The organism is Lysinibacillus sp. EB106-09-02-XG168, assembly GCF_058791475.1.
In genome coordinates, this window is the sequence record NZ_JBYTDN010000003.1 from 348,317 (window position 1) to 364,993 (window position 16,677).

Consider the following 16,677-nt stretch of genomic DNA (forward strand, 5'->3'; position numbering starts at 1 on the left):
CCAACATGATGTTGGTCACTCAGTCGTTGCCACAGGACGTGGCGCTCTTAGACTGAGTTCCTCTATTTCAGTAGGTGTCTTTGCACCATTTGAAAGGAACCATATCCATATCTATCTCATCACCTTTAAAAGTGGGATTCTTCTACTGAATGAATAAAAAAGACGATCGAGTAGTAATGCGCTACGAAGATCGTCTTTTTTATGTTGGTTGAGATTCCATATAATGAAGCATCTTTTCCTGGTGATTTGTATAAAGTGCTTTGGCATGATCGTTTAACGCAAATATTTCATGAATATACCCTTGGAGTAATTTATGTTCATATTCAAAAGCATACAAATCTTCGCTTTCTACTATATACGTTAATAAAAGTGTATGTAACACAACGACTTCTAAATTTTGTGTATTTGTAATGAATTTTAAGTTGAGGATGGTCGTATGGGAAACGAATTGATTGACATAATCAATAGCGTGCTTATAAACTGCTAAGTCGATATGTGGTTCAAGTCGTTTTCTTAATAATGTACAATTATTATTTAAGTCTTGGATTTTTAAAAATAAACCTCTAACACTTCGCTTATGTTGTTGTTCTAATGTACGAGCAAGATCTTTGTTCATATAGGACATTTTTACATAGCTCCTTTCCGCATAGTGGTCATCTATTAGTATTAATGGAATTATATCAAAAGGAAAGAGTCTTTTTGTTTAATTTATACTTACATTTAACTTCTCTTTCAAAAGAGTTGCTCACTTCTAAACGTGAAAAAAACAATGTAATTTCTCATTTAATCACCTTTCAATAAGTATGGTTTAGTTGGGACCCTAAAGAATTAAACTGAAATTAAATCAAATATTATATAGGAAGCTTTTCAATGAAATGAAAAAGTATAAATTTTTATCAGAAAAAGTGTTGACCTTTTTGAATTATGGGTGTAATATTATACAAGTCGTTAAGATAACTACTGAAAACAACAATTACATTAAATAAATTAGTTGTTGACATCGAGTTTACGACATGATATTATATAAGAGTTGCTGCTGAGAAAACAGCAACATAATGAACCTTGAAAACTGAACAAGCAAAACGTAATCAATAAAGTTTTTAGTAGCTAACCTTGAGTTCGTGAACGAAACAAAATTTTGGACATCAAACATGATGCCAGCAAAACAATTTGAGCTAATCAAATTTCTTTTTATGGAGAGTTTGATCCTGGCTCAGGACGAACGCTGGCGGCGTGCCTAATACATGCAAGTCGAGCGAACAGAGAAGGAGCTTGCTCCTTTGACGTTAGCGGCGGACGGGTGAGTAACACGTGGGCAACCTACCTTATAGTTTGGGATAACTCCGGGAAACCGGGGCTAATACCGAATAATCTATTTTACTTCATGGTGAAATACTGAAAGACGGTCTCGGCTGTCGCTATAAGATGGGCCCGCGGCGCATTAGCTAGTTGGTGAGGTAACGGCTCACCAAGGCGACGATGCGTAGCCGACCTGAGAGGGTGATCGGCCACACTGGGACTGAGACACGGCCCAGACTCCTACGGGAGGCAGCAGTAGGGAATCTTCCACAATGGGCGAAAGCCTGATGGAGCAACGCCGCGTGAGTGAAGAAGGTTTTCGGATCGTAAAACTCTGTTGTAAGGGAAGAACAAGTACAGTAGTAACTGGCTGTACCTTGACGGTACCTTATTAGAAAGCCACGGCTAACTACGTGCCAGCAGCCGCGGTAATACGTAGGTGGCAAGCGTTGTCCGGAATTATTGGGCGTAAAGCGCGCGCAGGCGGTCCTTTAAGTCTGATGTGAAAGCCCACGGCTCAACCGTGGAGGGTCATTGGAAACTGGGGGACTTGAGTGCAGAAGAGGAAAGTGGAATTCCAAGTGTAGCGGTGAAATGCGTAGAGATTTGGAGGAACACCAGTGGCGAAGGCGACTTTCTGGTCTGTAACTGACGCTGAGGCGCGAAAGCGTGGGGAGCAAACAGGATTAGATACCCTGGTAGTCCACGCCGTAAACGATGAGTGCTAAGTGTTAGGGGGTTTCCGCCCCTTAGTGCTGCAGCTAACGCATTAAGCACTCCGCCTGGGGAGTACGGTCGCAAGACTGAAACTCAAAGGAATTGACGGGGGCCCGCACAAGCGGTGGAGCATGTGGTTTAATTCGAAGCAACGCGAAGAACCTTACCAGGTCTTGACATCCCGTTGACCACTGTAGAGATATGGTTTTCCCTTCGGGGACAACGGTGACAGGTGGTGCATGGTTGTCGTCAGCTCGTGTCGTGAGATGTTGGGTTAAGTCCCGCAACGAGCGCAACCCTTGATCTTAGTTGCCATCATTTAGTTGGGCACTCTAAGGTGACTGCCGGTGACAAACCGGAGGAAGGTGGGGATGACGTCAAATCATCATGCCCCTTATGACCTGGGCTACACACGTGCTACAATGGACGATACAAACGGTTGCCAACTCGCGAGAGGGAGCTAATCCGATAAAGTCGTTCTCAGTTCGGATTGTAGGCTGCAACTCGCCTACATGAAGCCGGAATCGCTAGTAATCGCGGATCAGCATGCCGCGGTGAATACGTTCCCGGGCCTTGTACACACCGCCCGTCACACCACGAGAGTTTGTAACACCCGAAGTCGGTGGGGTAACCTTTTGGAGCCAGCCGCCGAAGGTGGGATAGATGATTGGGGTGAAGTCGTAACAAGGTAGCCGTATCGGAAGGTGCGGCTGGATCACCTCCTTTCTAAGGATATTTTCGGAATACAAACCTAGGGTTTGTAAGATTACGTTTTGCGTTCAGTTTTGAAGGTTCATTCTTCTGAATGAAATACTTCAAAACTTGTTCTTTGAAAACTGGATAAAACGACATTGAAATTGTAACAAACACATTTATTTTTTAAGTTTTTTTATAGGCTTAATAACTTGGTTAAGTTATTAAGGGCGCACGGCGAATGCCTTGGCACTAGGAGCCGATGAAGGACGGCACTAACACCGATATGCTTCGGGGAGCTGTAAGTGAGCTTTGATCCGGAGATTTCCGAATGGGGGAACCCACTACGTTTAATCGCGTAGTATCTTGACGTGAATACATAGCGTCTTGAAGGCAGACCCAGGGAACTGAAACATCTAAGTACCTGGAGGAAGAGAAAGAAAAATCGATTCCCTGAGTAGCGGCGAGCGAAACGGGAAGAGCCCAAACCAAGAGGCTTGCCTCTTGGGGTTGTAGGACACTCTATACGGAGTTACAAAAGAGCGAGTTAGATGAAGCGACTTGGAAAGGTCCGCCAGAGCAGGTAAAAGCCCTGTAGTCGAAAGTTCGTTCTCTCCTGAGTGGATCCTGAGTACGGCGGAACACGTGAAATTCCGTCGGAATCCGGGAGGACCATCTCCCAAGGCTAAATACTACCTAGTGACCGATAGTGAACCAGTACCGTGAGGGAAAGGTGAAAAGCACCCCGGAAGGGGAGTGAAAGAGATCCTGAAACCGTGTGCCTACAAGTAGTTAGAGCCCGTTAATGGGTGATAGCGTGCCTTTTGTAGAATGAACCGGCGAGTTACGATTACGTGCGAGGTTAAGCTTTAGAAGGCGGAGCCGCAGCGAAAGCGAGTCTGAATAGGGCGAAATAGTACGTGGTCGTAGACCCGAAACCAGGTGATCTACCCATGTCCAGGGTGAAGGTGAGGTAACACTTACTGGAGGCCCGAACCCACGCACGTTGAAAAGTGCGGGGATGAGGTGTGGGTAGCGGAGAAATTCCAATCGAACTTGGAGATAGCTGGTTCTCTCCGAAATAGCTTTAGGGCTAGCCTCGTGATGAGAATACTGGAGGTAGAGCACTGTTTGGACTAGGGGGCCATCCCGGTTTACCGAATTCAGACAAACTCCGAATGCCAGATATTTATACACGGGAGTCAGACTGCGAGTGATAAGATCCGTAGTCAAAAGGGAAACAGCCCAGACCACCAGCTAAGGTCCCAAAGTAATCGTTAAGTGGAAAAGGATGTGGCGTTGCACAGACAACCAGGATGTTGGCTTAGAAGCAGCCATCATTTAAAGAGTGCGTAATAGCTCACTGGTCGAGTGACGCTGCGCCGAAAATGTATCGGGGCTAAACGATTCACCGAAGCTGTGGATTGACATCTACGATGTCAGTGGTAGGAGAGCGTTCTAAGTGCGTTGAAGTCAGATCGGAAGGACTGGTGGAGCGCTTAGAAGTGAGAATGCCGGTATGAGTAGCGAAAGACGGGTGAGAATCCCGTCCACCGTATGACTAAGGTTTCCTGAGGAAGGCTCGTCCGCTCAGGGTTAGTCGGGACCTAAGCCGAGGCCGATAGGCGTAGGCGATGGACAACAGGTTGATATTCCTGTACCACCTCCTCACCGTTTGAGAAATGGGGGGACGCAGTAGGATAGGGTAAGCGCGCTGTTGGATATGCGCGTCCAAGCAGTAAGGCGTGTGTGTAGGCAAATCCGCACACTGTAACGTTGAGCTGTGATGGCGAGTCCGTATGGACGAAGTTCCTGATTTCACACTGCCAAGAAAAGCCTCTATCGAGGTGAGAGGTGCCCGTACCGCAAACCGACACAGGTAGTCGAGGAGAGAATCCTAAGGTGTGCGAGAGAACTCTCGTTAAGGAACTCGGCAAAATGACCCCGTAACTTCGGGAGAAGGGGTGCTCTTGAGCGTGCAAGCGCATGAGAGCCGCAGTGAATAGGCCCAGGCGACTGTTTAGCAAAAACACAGGTCTCTGCAAAACCGTAAGGTGACGTATAGGGGCTGACGCCTGCCCGGTGCTGGAAGGTTAAGAGGAGTGGTTAGCGCAAGCGAAGCTGCGAATTGAAGCCCCAGTAAACGGCGGCCGTAACTATAACGGTCCTAAGGTAGCGAAATTCCTTGTCGGGTAAGTTCCGACCCGCACGAAAGGCGTAACGATCTGGGCACTGTCTCAACGAGAGACTCGGTGAAATTATAGTACCTGTGAAGATGCAGGTTACCCGCGACAGGACGGAAAGACCCCGTGGAGCTTTACTGTAGCCTGATATTGAATTTTGGTACAACTTGTACAGGATAGGTAGGAGCCAGAGATCTCGGAGCGCCAGCTTCGAAGGAGGCGTCGGTGGGATACTACCCTGGTTGTATTGAAATTCTAACCCATGCCCCTTAGCGGGGCAGGAGACAGTGTCAGGCGGACAGTTTGACTGGGGCGGTCGCCTCCTAAAAGGTAACGGAGGCGCCCAAAGGTTCCCTCAGAATGGTTGGAAATCATTCGTAGAGTGTAAAGGCACAAGGGAGCTTGACTGCGAGACCTACAAGTCGAGCAGGGTCGAAAGACGGGCTTAGTGATCCGGTGGTTCCGCATGGAAGGGCCATCGCTCAACGGATAAAAGCTACCCCGGGGATAACAGGCTTATCTCCCCCAAGAGTCCACATCGACGGGGAGGTTTGGCACCTCGATGTCGGCTCATCGCATCCTGGGGCTGTAGTCGGTCCCAAGGGTTGGGCTGTTCGCCCATTAAAGCGGTACGCGAGCTGGGTTCAGAACGTCGTGAGACAGTTCGGTCCCTATCCGTCGTGGGCGTAGGAAATTTGAGAGGAGCTGTCCTTAGTACGAGAGGACCGGGATGGACACACCGCTGGTGTACCAGTTGTCTTGCCAAAGGCATCGCTGGGTAGCTATGTGTGGACGGGATAAGTGCTGAAAGCATCTAAGCATGAAGCCCCCCTCAAGATGAGATTTCCCATTACGCAAGTAAGTAAGATCCCTCAAAGACGATGAGGTAGATAGGTTCGAGGTGGAAGTGTGGTGACACATGGAGCTGACGAATACTAATCGATCGAGGACTTAACCAAAATGTTTGAAACATTCAATGAACCGTTTATCCAGTTTTGAAAGAACAAACTTTCTAAAAGAGCTTCAAGACACAAGTAGTACAAGGAAGCAAACGAGTGAATGAGGGAGCGTACCTCTGTACGTGACCGATTGAGCGAGAGAAGCTGACGAAGTAATACGCCGTGTATTGGAGGTCGACAATAGTCTAGTGATGATGGCAAAGAGGTCACACCCGTTCCCATACCGAACACGGAAGTTAAGCTCTTTAGCGCCGATGGTAGTTGGGGGCTTCCCCCTGTGAGAGTAGGACGTCGCTAGGCACCTAGAAAAGTCGAGGATTTATTCCTCGGCTTTTTTTGCGATTTTTTAGTTTGTTAACCATCCTAACAATACTGATTTCTTCCAACTATTAAGTTGAAAAATGAAAAATTTAGTTGAGCGCTAGTTGACAAAGGTGTAGGACTTGAAGATCTGTTGGTTTTGAAAAAAGTTTATTTATTAATTTTACAAGTCACTCGTTAGTTTAAGAGGGAAACTTTAAAAATAATATAATCTTTTATCATTTTCCGACAGAAGACTCCATGAGAGTAGTTCAACTTTCGCCCATAAACACAAGTAGTAAGATTGACAATGAAACGCCAATGACATAAATCCCAAAAACAATAATCCTTTTTCCCTTTTTTTAAAGCTCTGAATACTAAATATTATTCCTATGACGAACATAATAATTCCAACGAAGAATAGCCAAGCAGTTTTAAGTTGAAAGTAATAAAAACATACAACACAAATAAGTCCTACTACTGAAAGTAATGTTGATAATATCCCTTTTTTACTGAGCAATGTTTACCACCTCCTCTTTAATTTCTGCAATTACTATAAGAACGAACGAAATAAATATCGGTTCCAATTTTAATTAATTTTACCATTTGAAACCTACGAAATTTCTTACTACTTATTGAGCTAAACTGGCCCGTTAGCCATCCATGTAGCGAAAAAAACAGCGCTACACCACAGAAAATGAAAGATGATTAAGTTCTTTCATGGGAGTTCAAAAAAGAAAAAAGAGTTGCATACGCAACTCAATGTTCTTCAAGAAAAGTACCCCGTTAGCCATCCATGTAGCGTAAAAACCAGCGCTACACCACAGAAAATGAAAGATGCTTACGTTCTTCCATGGGAGTTTAAGTATATTCGTTCACAAACATTAAGTCTTAAAGGGCTATTCAACATTTTACTTTTTTTATTCTCGCAACTTGGAAAAGGTCGGATAATTTTTTTACAACAGTTAGTTTATTTTCAATTATCGTCTCAGTCTCTTCACCATATTCATGATCTAATAAATAGACAGGAGGATTATTTCCTTCGTGTATATTTATTGCGTAAGCATTACCAATAGCTATTTCTACTCCGATACAAATATAACCACTCTCAAATACTGCACATCCAGGAACAGCATCTAAACATTCATCAATAATACACTTTGGATTCAAGAATTCGATTCGTAATTGGGGATTTTCTTCATCTTCTTCATCTTCCGCATCAAAAGGAACCACCAATTCACTATTACACACTTCTACCGTAGTCATTAAATCGATCAACCATTCTGGAAGTTTAGAATCTAGTTTTTCTTTTAGGTCATTTATTTCCCCAACTGTCGCTATCCTAGTGGATGTTCCAGACCTTTGAATCATATTTTTAGCATTTGTAATTACTTCATTAACCAACGTAACTCCTCCATACAATTAGAAATATTTACTTCATCTTTAATAACGTCCCGTTTTTAATTTCTTCCCATGGAACTTGACCTATGCAATCTTAACAATGTATCGCCTTATTTTATATATGTAATGTTTTCCATATTCAACTATCCTGCACCTTTAGTTGAAGAAGAAAAAGATGGAATCTCTATAGAATCCCATCTTTAAGTAAAGCCACCGTTAATTTAAGAAGAACAGTGACGCTTATTAAACAATCACGCCCAATCGTTGAAAATGATTAAATCCCATAAACTATAACCTATCTTTTAATAATCTCCCTTACTTATACCTATTTAATATTTCTTCGGGAATATGACAATAATCATCTGGACATCTAGCTAACCTATCTTGATGTTCTTCTGCACTTCTCATATAGTTTGTAAGAGGTAATACTTCAACAACTATAAGGTTGTAATCATTTCTCTCACTAAGAAACGCCTTCGCCTCTTTTAAGTGTTCAGGATTTTCGCTATATATTCCTGTTCTGTATTTCTCGCCAACATCCTGTCCTTGTTTATTCAAACTGTATGGGTCAATGATTTCAAAAAAATGCCCCATTAACTCCCTGATTGTTACAACTGTCGGATCAAATTCTGTTTTTACACATTCGGCGTACCCATCATAATCACCCTCAAGTGTATGACTTGTTCCATTAGCCCTTCCTGCTTCCGTAAACTTAACTCCAGGTAAAGTTTTTATAAAAGCTTGTACTCCCCATAAACATCCACCTGCAAAATATACTATTTCCATATTGACTCTCCTCTTTATTTAAAAATAAAAAAATTCGTTCAAAGTAAATAGGGGGGAAATGTAGTAACTGAGTCTACATATTAAAATAATGACAAATTTTATTATTCTGCATTATGGCTCGATTGTTGAACTAAACTGCGCCAGTAGTTCAATAAAGAAAAAAAGAGCTGCATATGCAACTCAATGATATTTAATTAAGCACACGTTAATTCAACAAGCACATTCACTTATCTCGCTACTGACGCGTTTATTAATTTGCAAAGATAGCCAACTATGTATTCTCTGCTTGTCGTTTCTTCAATATCGTTATTCTCTGAAAGGTCATCTATTCCTTTATTAATTGCGTCCCATAGTGGTGTTCCCTCAAATTGTTCATACGGATGCGACAAATTACTGTATACCTCGAAAGCTTCCTTGTTAGTTCATCTCTTTAATCATAACATATACTTTGTTGAACTATCCTGCTCCGTATTTCTTCACAATCTTTAGAGTGATATAAATTTAAATACCAAATAAAGAATTACCTTTAGCATAGCTGCAAGGAGATACCTAATCATAATAATAGATTCATCGATTTAATCCCTTTGAGTTATCGTAGCTTTTAGAAGCCAAAGGAAACTGTATGAAAAAAGTGGAGTTACTATCATGCGATAGTAACTCCACATAGTTTGTTGATGAGATTATTTCCAATTAAAACCCTTTTTCGCTAAGAAATCTTTAATATGAGGACGGCGCTGTTCGATTAAGAAATCAGCCATTTGCTTTGTCCAGTTATCAATTTTTCGATTGGATGAGCGATTATTATAGTATGCTTCCATTGTGTCGTTGTACGCTGGTAAAAGCTCCTCATATTTTTCTGTATTGTATTCATTTTCATGTAAGACTGCTGCGACAGGTAACCGAGGTTTTACTTCATTGCGACGTGCAGGAACCCCAATTGTTAAGCCGAATAGTGGGAAAACATAGTCAGGTAGATTGAATAAATCGCTTATTTCCTCTAGCTTATTACGCACTCCTCCGATGTAACAAATTCCATATCCCATAGATTCTGCAGCAACAACGAAGTTTTGCGCGAATAATGATACATCGGCCACTCCAACAAGTACATTTTCTGCGGAATCAGCGACGATGTCTACACCTTCTAATTTGCCTGCTGATTGAAGACGTTTGAAATCTACACAAAAGACAAAGGCACCGCCTGAAGTTTCGTATTGACGAGGATTACCAGAGAGTAACCCTAGTTTTTCTTTTTTCGCCTCATCAGTGACCCAAATAACACTATAAGCTTGTACAAAATGTGATGTAGCAGCCATTTGTGCAGTAGCAATTAATTCTTCAATAATTTTCTTCGAAATCGGATTTCCATCATAAATACGAACCGAAGAGTGGTTGCGTAATAATTCTTTAACCATCAAAAAAATCCCCTTTTCCCTTTTATATATCAAGAGCATATCACGCTTTTTCGTCAAAATCGAATTTTTTCGATGTTGAAATTATTTTTAAATAATTTGCAGATGCATAAAATTTCTCGTAAAATAAAATATTTTGTTAGTTATAGATTAAAAATTCTAAATAGTTTAAAATTATGTGTGGGAGGTTCGTTTGGTTGGATTTATATTAAATGGATGACTATACCAAAATGAGTGAGCCGGATAATCTAGTTAAACAAAATAAAGTCGGATGGAGGAATAGGGGATGGAAGAAAAGTTGGCGAAAAAGCTTCGTAATGAACAACTACGGAGCAAGGTAGTAACAGCAGATGAAGCAGCGTCTTGGATTAAGGATGGTATGGTACTTGGGATGAGTGGATTTACTCGTGCTGGTGACGTTAAAGTGGTACCACTTGCGCTTGTGGAAAAAGCTAAAAAGGAGAGCTTCAAGGTAGATGTATATACAGGTGCATCACTAGGCCCAGAAGTCGATCAATACTTAGCAGAAGCTGGCGTTATTCGTAAACGTGGACCTTTCCAAGCAGATGCCGGCATTCGTAACAAAATCAACAGTGGTGACATCACATTCGTTGATGCGCATCTATCACATAATGCGGAGCTAGTACGTCAAGGTATTATCGGTCCCATTGACTTTGCGATTATTGAAGCAGCTGCTATTACAGAAGACGGCTTACTAATTCCTACAACTTCAGTTGGTAACTCTCCGATTTTTGTGCAAGAGGCAGACCAAATAATTATTGAGTTGAACGTAGCTCAGCTTGATGAATTAGAAGGTGTCCATGATATTTTTGTACCAGGATTACAGGGGCAACGTGATCCAATTCCATTGCAAAATGTATGCGATCGGCTTGGCACTATTGGTATACCACTAGATTTAAATAAAGTAAAAGGCATTGTAATTTCAGATATTTTAGATGCGCCATCAACGATTGTCCCTGCGGATGAAGAGACAGATATTATGGCTAATCATTTATTAAATTTCCTACGTGAAGAAATTAAAGTAGGGCGTTTAACAACAAGCTTAAGGCCTATTCAATCGGGTGTAGGCTCAGTAGCAAATGCCGTTTTATTAGGTTTTAAAGATTCTGAGTTTGAGAACTTAGAAGTATATTCAGAAGTATTGCAAGACGCGGTATTCGAATTAATTGATGCCGGAAAGGTAAACTTTGCATCTGCTACTTCAATTACACTTTCCGAGGAAGTTGGAAATAGAGTTTATGGTAATTTTGAAAAATATACAGATAAACTAGTATTACGTCCGCAAGAGATTTCTAACCAACCAGAAATTATTCGCCGACTCGGGTTGATTTCTGTTAATACGGCATTAGAAGTAGATATTTACGGGAATGTGAATTCTACACATGTTTCTGGCACAAAAATGATGAATGGAATCGGTGGTTCTGGAGACTTTGCGCGTAATGCCCGATTAGGTATTTTTGTCACAAAATCTTATGCGAAGGGCGGAAATATTTCTAGTATCGTTCCAATGGTGTCGCATGTAGACCATACAGAGCATGATGTAGACGTCATCGTAACAGAGCAGGGAGTAGCAGACTTACGTGGGCTTGCTCCAAGAGAGAGGGTTGGACTCATTATCGATAACTGCGCACACCCGGAATATCGTGAGCAGCTATGGAAGTATTTTAATGATGCCAATGAAGCAACAGGTGGACATCATACGCCACATGTTTTAGAAAAAGCGCTCTCATGGCATGTGAATTACGCAAAAAATGGCACGATGAAGAACCCAGCTTTATCGAAATAACAAATCAAAAAGCCTTGAAGGACAGTTTATTTGTTCCTTCAAGGCTTTTCATTGTTATTAATGTTGTCCCGAAAGCTTAGGTAGCTCTACGAAGTGATCGGGTAAGCCCGGTAAGTGATCAGGTGTCCAAAGAAAACCCTAGCTGCTTCTTACAATAACCCAATCCATTTCCAATACGTTGCAGAGAATAGAAGAACTAGAATGTATCCGATGATCGTTAATGGAATACCAGATTTTAAGAAATCCTTTGTTGTAAAGGCTCCTGTCCCATAGGCAAGCATATTTTGCGGTGCACTAATAGGTAAAAGGAAGCCGAAGCTAATAACAAATTGTTGCACGATAACGAAACCTACCTGATCAACATTAGCTGTTAATGTTGAAGCTAAAACGATAAATACTGGTATAAGCGCAGATGCTAAGCTTGTTGCGCTCGCAAAGCCTAAGTGAATGAGAATATTGAATAAAGTGACAAGGGCAATGGTTGCAAGAATTGGCATAGAATCCAAACCGAGTGAACCGAATACTTTATCTGATAACCAAGATGCACCTTTAGTATTAAGCAAGACTGTTCCTAACATAATTCCTACTGCAAAGACGATAATTGTACCCCAAGGAATATGCGGTTCAACTTGCTTCCACGTATAGACCCCGATTTTGGGCATTAATAAAATGGCGATTGCAACGATTGTGACCGTTGTCGTATCGAATGGGTGGAGTTTGCCCTCAGCAGCCCAGAAAAATAGTAAAACGACGGATGTTACGATTAATCGAATTTCGGGAGCTTTTAGTGGGCCAAGTTCCGCAAGTTGTTTTTTGATTACATCTCGGCCGCCTTCGATATTACTTGTTTCAGGCTTAATTAGTGTAATCATAATAAAAAATAGAGCCACTGACATGATGATGGAAAAGGGGGCAGCGTAAAGCAACCAAGCACCCCATGAAATATCCACACCAAATTGTTCTTTAATGAAATTTAAAGCGACCATATTTTGAGCAGCTGCAGTTTTAATACCGATATTCCAAATGGAGACAGCTTGGACAGAGGTAATGACAAGTAAAGCAGCAAGTCGACTATCACGTGGTAAACCAAATGCCGCTACCATTCCGAGTAGAATTGGTACAACTGCGCCTGCACGTGCAGTAGCAGAAGGGACGAAGAATGCGAGTGCAATAGATACTAAAATAGCACCGAAGACAATGGCTTTCGTTTTTGTCCCTACTAGTGAAAGAATCCATAGTGCAAGACGTTTATGTAAATTGGTAATTTGCATGGCTGCCGCTAGGAAAAGAGCTGCGGCTACTAGTGCAACTGCTGAATTACTAAATCCGCTTAAAGCTAATTTTAATGCATCTGATGTTCCTAGCTCTCTCGTTGGATCTTCCATTGACGGAGCTAATCCTAGTAAAACTGTAACTAGAGCAATAATCATGGCAGAGCTAACGGGATAGGATACTGCTTCTGTAACCCATAGGATGACCGCGAAAGCTAAAATAGCCAAAGCCCGTTGTCCAGCTACAGGTAAATCGCCGTTGTTCGGTAAAAAAGTTATGATGATTAGGGATGCGAACGCTAATGCAATCCAGAGTGGCTTTAAATTTCGTTTCGGTTTTGCTTGTTCAGAAGTAGACATACTTTCTCATCCTTTCTAGCATTTTCTATAACATCGACTAGTAAAATGCTTTATTAAGAAAGTAAATTGTCTATTTATTGTAAAAAAAGCTAGTGTATTCAAATGCTCTCTAGTTATAGCGATAATGGGCAGTTACGAGAAAATACGCGGTCATAGAAAAGACAAAAATATCCAAAAAAGATATTAGTTTTTCTTCTTGAATGCTGAGGTAACTTTAGGCTCAGTACCTAGCATCAATCGTTTAATATTTTCGATATGCAAAATGATGGCTATACCAAAAAGAAATAAGGCTATAATCGATGGGCCGACCCCAGGAATCCATAAATATGTGGCTGTACAAAAAACGAGATAAAATTCAAGTACACCGACAATTAAAAAGCTCGTCACGAAAGAAAAAATAACAAATAAAATGAGTGCAAATAAGCCAACTTTCCAATCAATCGCAAGTAATATCCCGATAATTGAAGCAGTTCCTTTGCCGCCTTTAAAGCCCATATAAAATGGGAAATTATGACCTAGAATGACACCGGCTGCTACGATATAGATACAGAGCCAAACTTGTACTTCAGTTAATTGTGTTATATCAGCAAGATAGACATGTGCACCGATTATAGCTGCAACACCTTTACCGATATCGATAAGTCCGACTAATATGCCGTATTTCCATCCAAGGGAAAGCGTGGCATTAGAGGCGCCTGCATTGCCAAAACCAGTCTTTTTTAAATCTACCCCAGATAAAAACTGAGCAACTTTAGAGCCATGAATACAGCCAATCAAATAACCAACAAGAAGAAAAATGATAACGGCTTTTAACATAAAAATCCTCCTTTCTAAATAATAGGCTCATAAATAAAAGCTAGGGATGCCATTTTAAAACGTGCCCTTGTATATAAGTTGATTTTCGTTCCCACTGGGTGACTCCATAGGGATCAGCGATATAGAGGAACGAAGGCTAAAAGCATCACGTCCTGTGATAACGCCTTCAACATCGTGTTGGCCCGAGACCCTGCAGCGCAGCGGGTGTTTTCTGTGCGAAAGCGAAGCGACAGTAACAACAAAGCGCCCAGTCGGAACGGAAATCAACCCCACGTTTTGATGATAAATCATGTAACACTAAAATAATGTATGCGTTCGTAATACGTAAATAAGCAGACAGAAGTTTCGGAAAAAATAAAATTTTAGTGTTGACAGAGAAAATGTCTATGTTTATACTTTGTAACAACGATGGAAATTGAATCACATACTCTTATCAAGAGCGGCGGAGGGATAGGCCCTATGATGCCCGGCAACCAGTAAGTGACGAGCTTGCTAAGGTGCTAATTCCTACAGATTCTTACTTGGATCTGGCAGATAAGGGGAGGAAAACTTGCAACCGCAACCCTCTTCTTAGCTGAAGAGGGTTTTTGTTTTCTACTTAAAAATCCTCCTCATCTCCGGTGCCATCGTAAAAAAATAACCATATGGAGGTATACAATGACAAATTTTAAACCAGAAACATTGCTGTTACACGGTGGCCAAGAGCCTGACCCGGTAACAGGATCTCGTACAGTACCCGTATATCGCTCAACGGCGTTCGTTTTTAAAGACACTGCTCATGCGCAACGTCTTTTTGCCTTAGAGGAAGCTGGCAATATTTACACACGAATTACAAACCCAACTGTAGATGTTTTTGAAAAACGCGTCGCTTTATTAGAAGGCGGTACAGCAGCGGTAGCACTTTCATCTGGTGCAGCAGCTATTGCATTTTCAATTTTGAATCTAGCAGGGGCAGGTGATGAAATTGTTGCAGGTAGCTCTTTGTACGGAGGTACTTATAATTTATTCGCCAACACACTACCAAACTACGGTATTAAAACAATTTTTGTAGACGAAACAAATCCAGAAAATTTCCGAGCAGCTATTACAGATAAAACAAAAGCAGTGTTCGCTGAAATTTACGGTAACCCAAGTTTAAAAGTGCTAGACATCGAAGCAGTAGCGAATGTAGCACATGAAAACGGTTTACCATTAATTATTGATAGCACATTTGCTTCACCATATGGCTCGACACCAATTGATTTCGGTGCAGATATTGTTGTTCATTCCGCAACAAAATGGATTGGCGGCCATGGTACAACTTTAGGTGGCGTTGTAGTAGATGCAGGGAAGTTTGATTGGACCCGTGGACGCTTCCCAGGCTTTACAGAGCCAGATGCTTCTTATCACGGTTTACGTTATGGTATTGACACAGCAGCGGCTGCATTTGCCACAAAACTGCGAGTGCAATTACTGCGCGACTTTGGACCAACATTAAGTGCAGATGCAGCTTTTAATTTTTTACAAGGTTTAGAAACGCTTCATTTGCGTATTCCTAAACACAATGAAAATGCATTAGTGGTAGCTGAATATTTACGAAACCACCCATCTGTGGAATATGTAAATTACAATGGCTTAGAAGATTTCCCTACCCATGAGTTAGCTAAAAAATATTTGAGAAATGGCTTTGGATCGGTACTTACATTTGGTATTAAAGGTGGTCGTGAAGCAGGGCGTAAATTAATCGATAGTGTGAAATTATTCTCGCACGTAGCAAACGTAGGGGATGCGAAATCATTAATTATCCATCCAGCATCTACTACACATCAACAACTATCAGCTGAGGAGCTAATCCAAACTGGCGTAACCGAGTCGCTCATTCGCTTATCTATCGGTTTAGAGGCGGTAGAGGACATTATTGCAGATTTAGAACAAGCTATTGAACAAGTAACAGCTTCACAACAACAAGTAAAAGCCTAATAAATAAAAGACATTGGCTAATGTTGTAGCGTTTACGTATTTTCCCATTCGATAGGCCTCATTTGGTAATGCGTAAAACGTTGCTACATCATCCGCTTGCCTCATTTGGTAAAGGTAATTGAGATTCTTTAAAAATAATACCAAGTAATTTGATAAGTATTGTTGACTTGTTTAAATCCTTGTTTTATACTAGGAAATAAGAAAAGCGTTCGACATTTAGTTTTCATAAGTGCTCCCCCACTTTTGAAATATATGAAGCGGAGTAGTTACTAAGTCAGTCAGTAACTACTCTTATCTACCAATACTGATGATAAAGGAGTGTTTTAAATGGGAAATATGTATAGTGCGCAAAACATTGCATCTTATCTTATTTATGAGTTAAATGAAGGTCATTTTTTTGTGAACAACATGTCCATTCAAAACATACTTGCATCAGTTGAGAGTAAATGGCAAGAGAACTTTGGACATTCAGCTTTTAAGGAAATTGTTTATGTCAAAGAAGAAGGCTATACAGTAAAAGAAGTTTTTGAAGCCTATGAAGGCTATGGAGCAAGTCATATTCCTCTACCTGCGACAGAGTATTACTTAAAATACGGCACGTTCCAATTAGTTGAACGTACGTATGCAATACCAAATTTTACACTAGAGGAAATAAGACTGGTGCAACAAGCGTTAACACAATATCGTTATAAATTACTAGCAAAAGCTAGTTAAATC

At 41.3% G+C, this 16,677-nt stretch carries 9 protein-coding genes, 3 rRNA genes and 1 riboswitch; of the genes, 6 read left to right on the forward strand and 6 right to left on the reverse strand.

Annotation, left to right across the window (positions count from 1 at the left end; all coding sequences use genetic code 11):
* Positions 1-199: 199 nt before the first annotated feature.
* Entirely contained in the window at positions 200-625 is a 426-nt protein-coding gene (locus tag AC3WSO_RS02850) for a hypothetical protein (protein ID WP_492528553.1), read from the reverse strand.
* 565 nt (positions 626-1,190) lie between these two features.
* Here AC3WSO_RS02850 and AC3WSO_RS02855 point away from each other — a divergent pair.
* The 3 genes from AC3WSO_RS02855 (at position 1,191) to rrf (ending at position 6,151) form a co-directional block, all read left to right on the forward strand.
* Positions 1,191-2,742: ribosomal RNA gene (locus AC3WSO_RS02855) — 16S ribosomal RNA — on the forward strand.
* Positions 2,743-2,923: 181 nt separating this feature from the next.
* Positions 2,924-5,851: ribosomal RNA gene (locus AC3WSO_RS02860) — 23S ribosomal RNA — on the forward strand.
* 184 nt (positions 5,852-6,035) lie between these two features.
* Positions 6,036-6,151 (forward strand): 5S ribosomal RNA (gene rrf, locus AC3WSO_RS02865).
* The 16S, 23S and 5S rRNA genes sit together here, the layout of an rRNA operon.
* A 903-nt stretch (positions 6,152-7,054) precedes the next feature.
* Here the strand turns inward: rrf and AC3WSO_RS02870 are convergent.
* The 3 genes from AC3WSO_RS02870 to chrR form a co-directional block, all read right to left on the reverse strand.
* On the reverse strand, positions 7,055-7,555 hold the full coding sequence (locus AC3WSO_RS02870; RefSeq protein ID WP_492528555.1) for an SMI1/KNR4 family protein: 501 nt from the start codon (positions 7,553-7,555) through the stop codon (positions 7,055-7,057).
* Positions 7,556-7,867: 312 nt separating this feature from the next.
* Entirely contained in the window at positions 7,868-8,338 is a 471-nt protein-coding gene (locus tag AC3WSO_RS02875) for a peptide-methionine (S)-S-oxide reductase (RefSeq protein WP_492528557.1), read from the reverse strand.
* A 680-nt stretch (positions 8,339-9,018) separates the two neighbouring features.
* Positions 9,019-9,750: a class II chromate reductase ChrR gene (chrR, locus tag AC3WSO_RS02880; RefSeq protein ID WP_492528559.1), complete on the reverse strand. Its 732-nt coding sequence runs from the start codon at positions 9,748-9,750 to the stop codon at positions 9,019-9,021.
* 283 nt (positions 9,751-10,033) lie between these two features.
* Between chrR and scpC the strand changes: the two genes are divergently transcribed.
* Entirely contained in the window at positions 10,034-11,554 is a 1,521-nt protein-coding gene (gene scpC, locus AC3WSO_RS02885; RefSeq protein WP_492528561.1) for a succinyl-CoA:acetate CoA-transferase ScpC, read from the forward strand.
* A 149-nt stretch (positions 11,555-11,703) separates the two neighbouring features.
* On the opposite strand, the gene AC3WSO_RS02890 is transcribed toward scpC, so the two are convergent.
* Positions 11,704-13,185, reverse strand: coding sequence for a DASS family sodium-coupled anion symporter (locus AC3WSO_RS02890; RefSeq protein ID WP_492528563.1), 1,482 nt, complete (start codon positions 13,183-13,185; stop codon positions 11,704-11,706).
* A gap of 183 nt (positions 13,186-13,368) precedes the next feature.
* Complete coding sequence (locus tag AC3WSO_RS02895) at positions 13,369-14,001, reverse strand: glycerol-3-phosphate acyltransferase (RefSeq protein ID WP_492528565.1); 633 nt, start codon at positions 13,999-14,001, stop codon at positions 13,369-13,371.
* Between the two features lie 427 nt (positions 14,002-14,428).
* A riboswitch (SAM riboswitch) is annotated at positions 14,429-14,542 on the forward strand.
* Between the two features lie 116 nt (positions 14,543-14,658).
* On the opposite strand from AC3WSO_RS02895, the gene AC3WSO_RS02900 reads away from it, so the two are divergent.
* Both AC3WSO_RS02900 and AC3WSO_RS02905 read left to right on the forward strand, forming a co-directional pair.
* Positions 14,659-15,960 (forward strand): O-acetylhomoserine aminocarboxypropyltransferase/cysteine synthase family protein, encoded by a 1,302-nt coding sequence (locus tag AC3WSO_RS02900; protein WP_492528567.1) that lies wholly within the window; start codon positions 14,659-14,661, stop codon positions 15,958-15,960.
* A gap of 327 nt (positions 15,961-16,287) precedes the next feature.
* Positions 16,288-16,674: a hypothetical protein gene (locus AC3WSO_RS02905; RefSeq protein ID WP_492528569.1), complete on the forward strand. Its 387-nt coding sequence runs from the start codon at positions 16,288-16,290 to the stop codon at positions 16,672-16,674.
* The last annotated feature ends 3 nt before the right edge of the window (positions 16,675-16,677 follow it).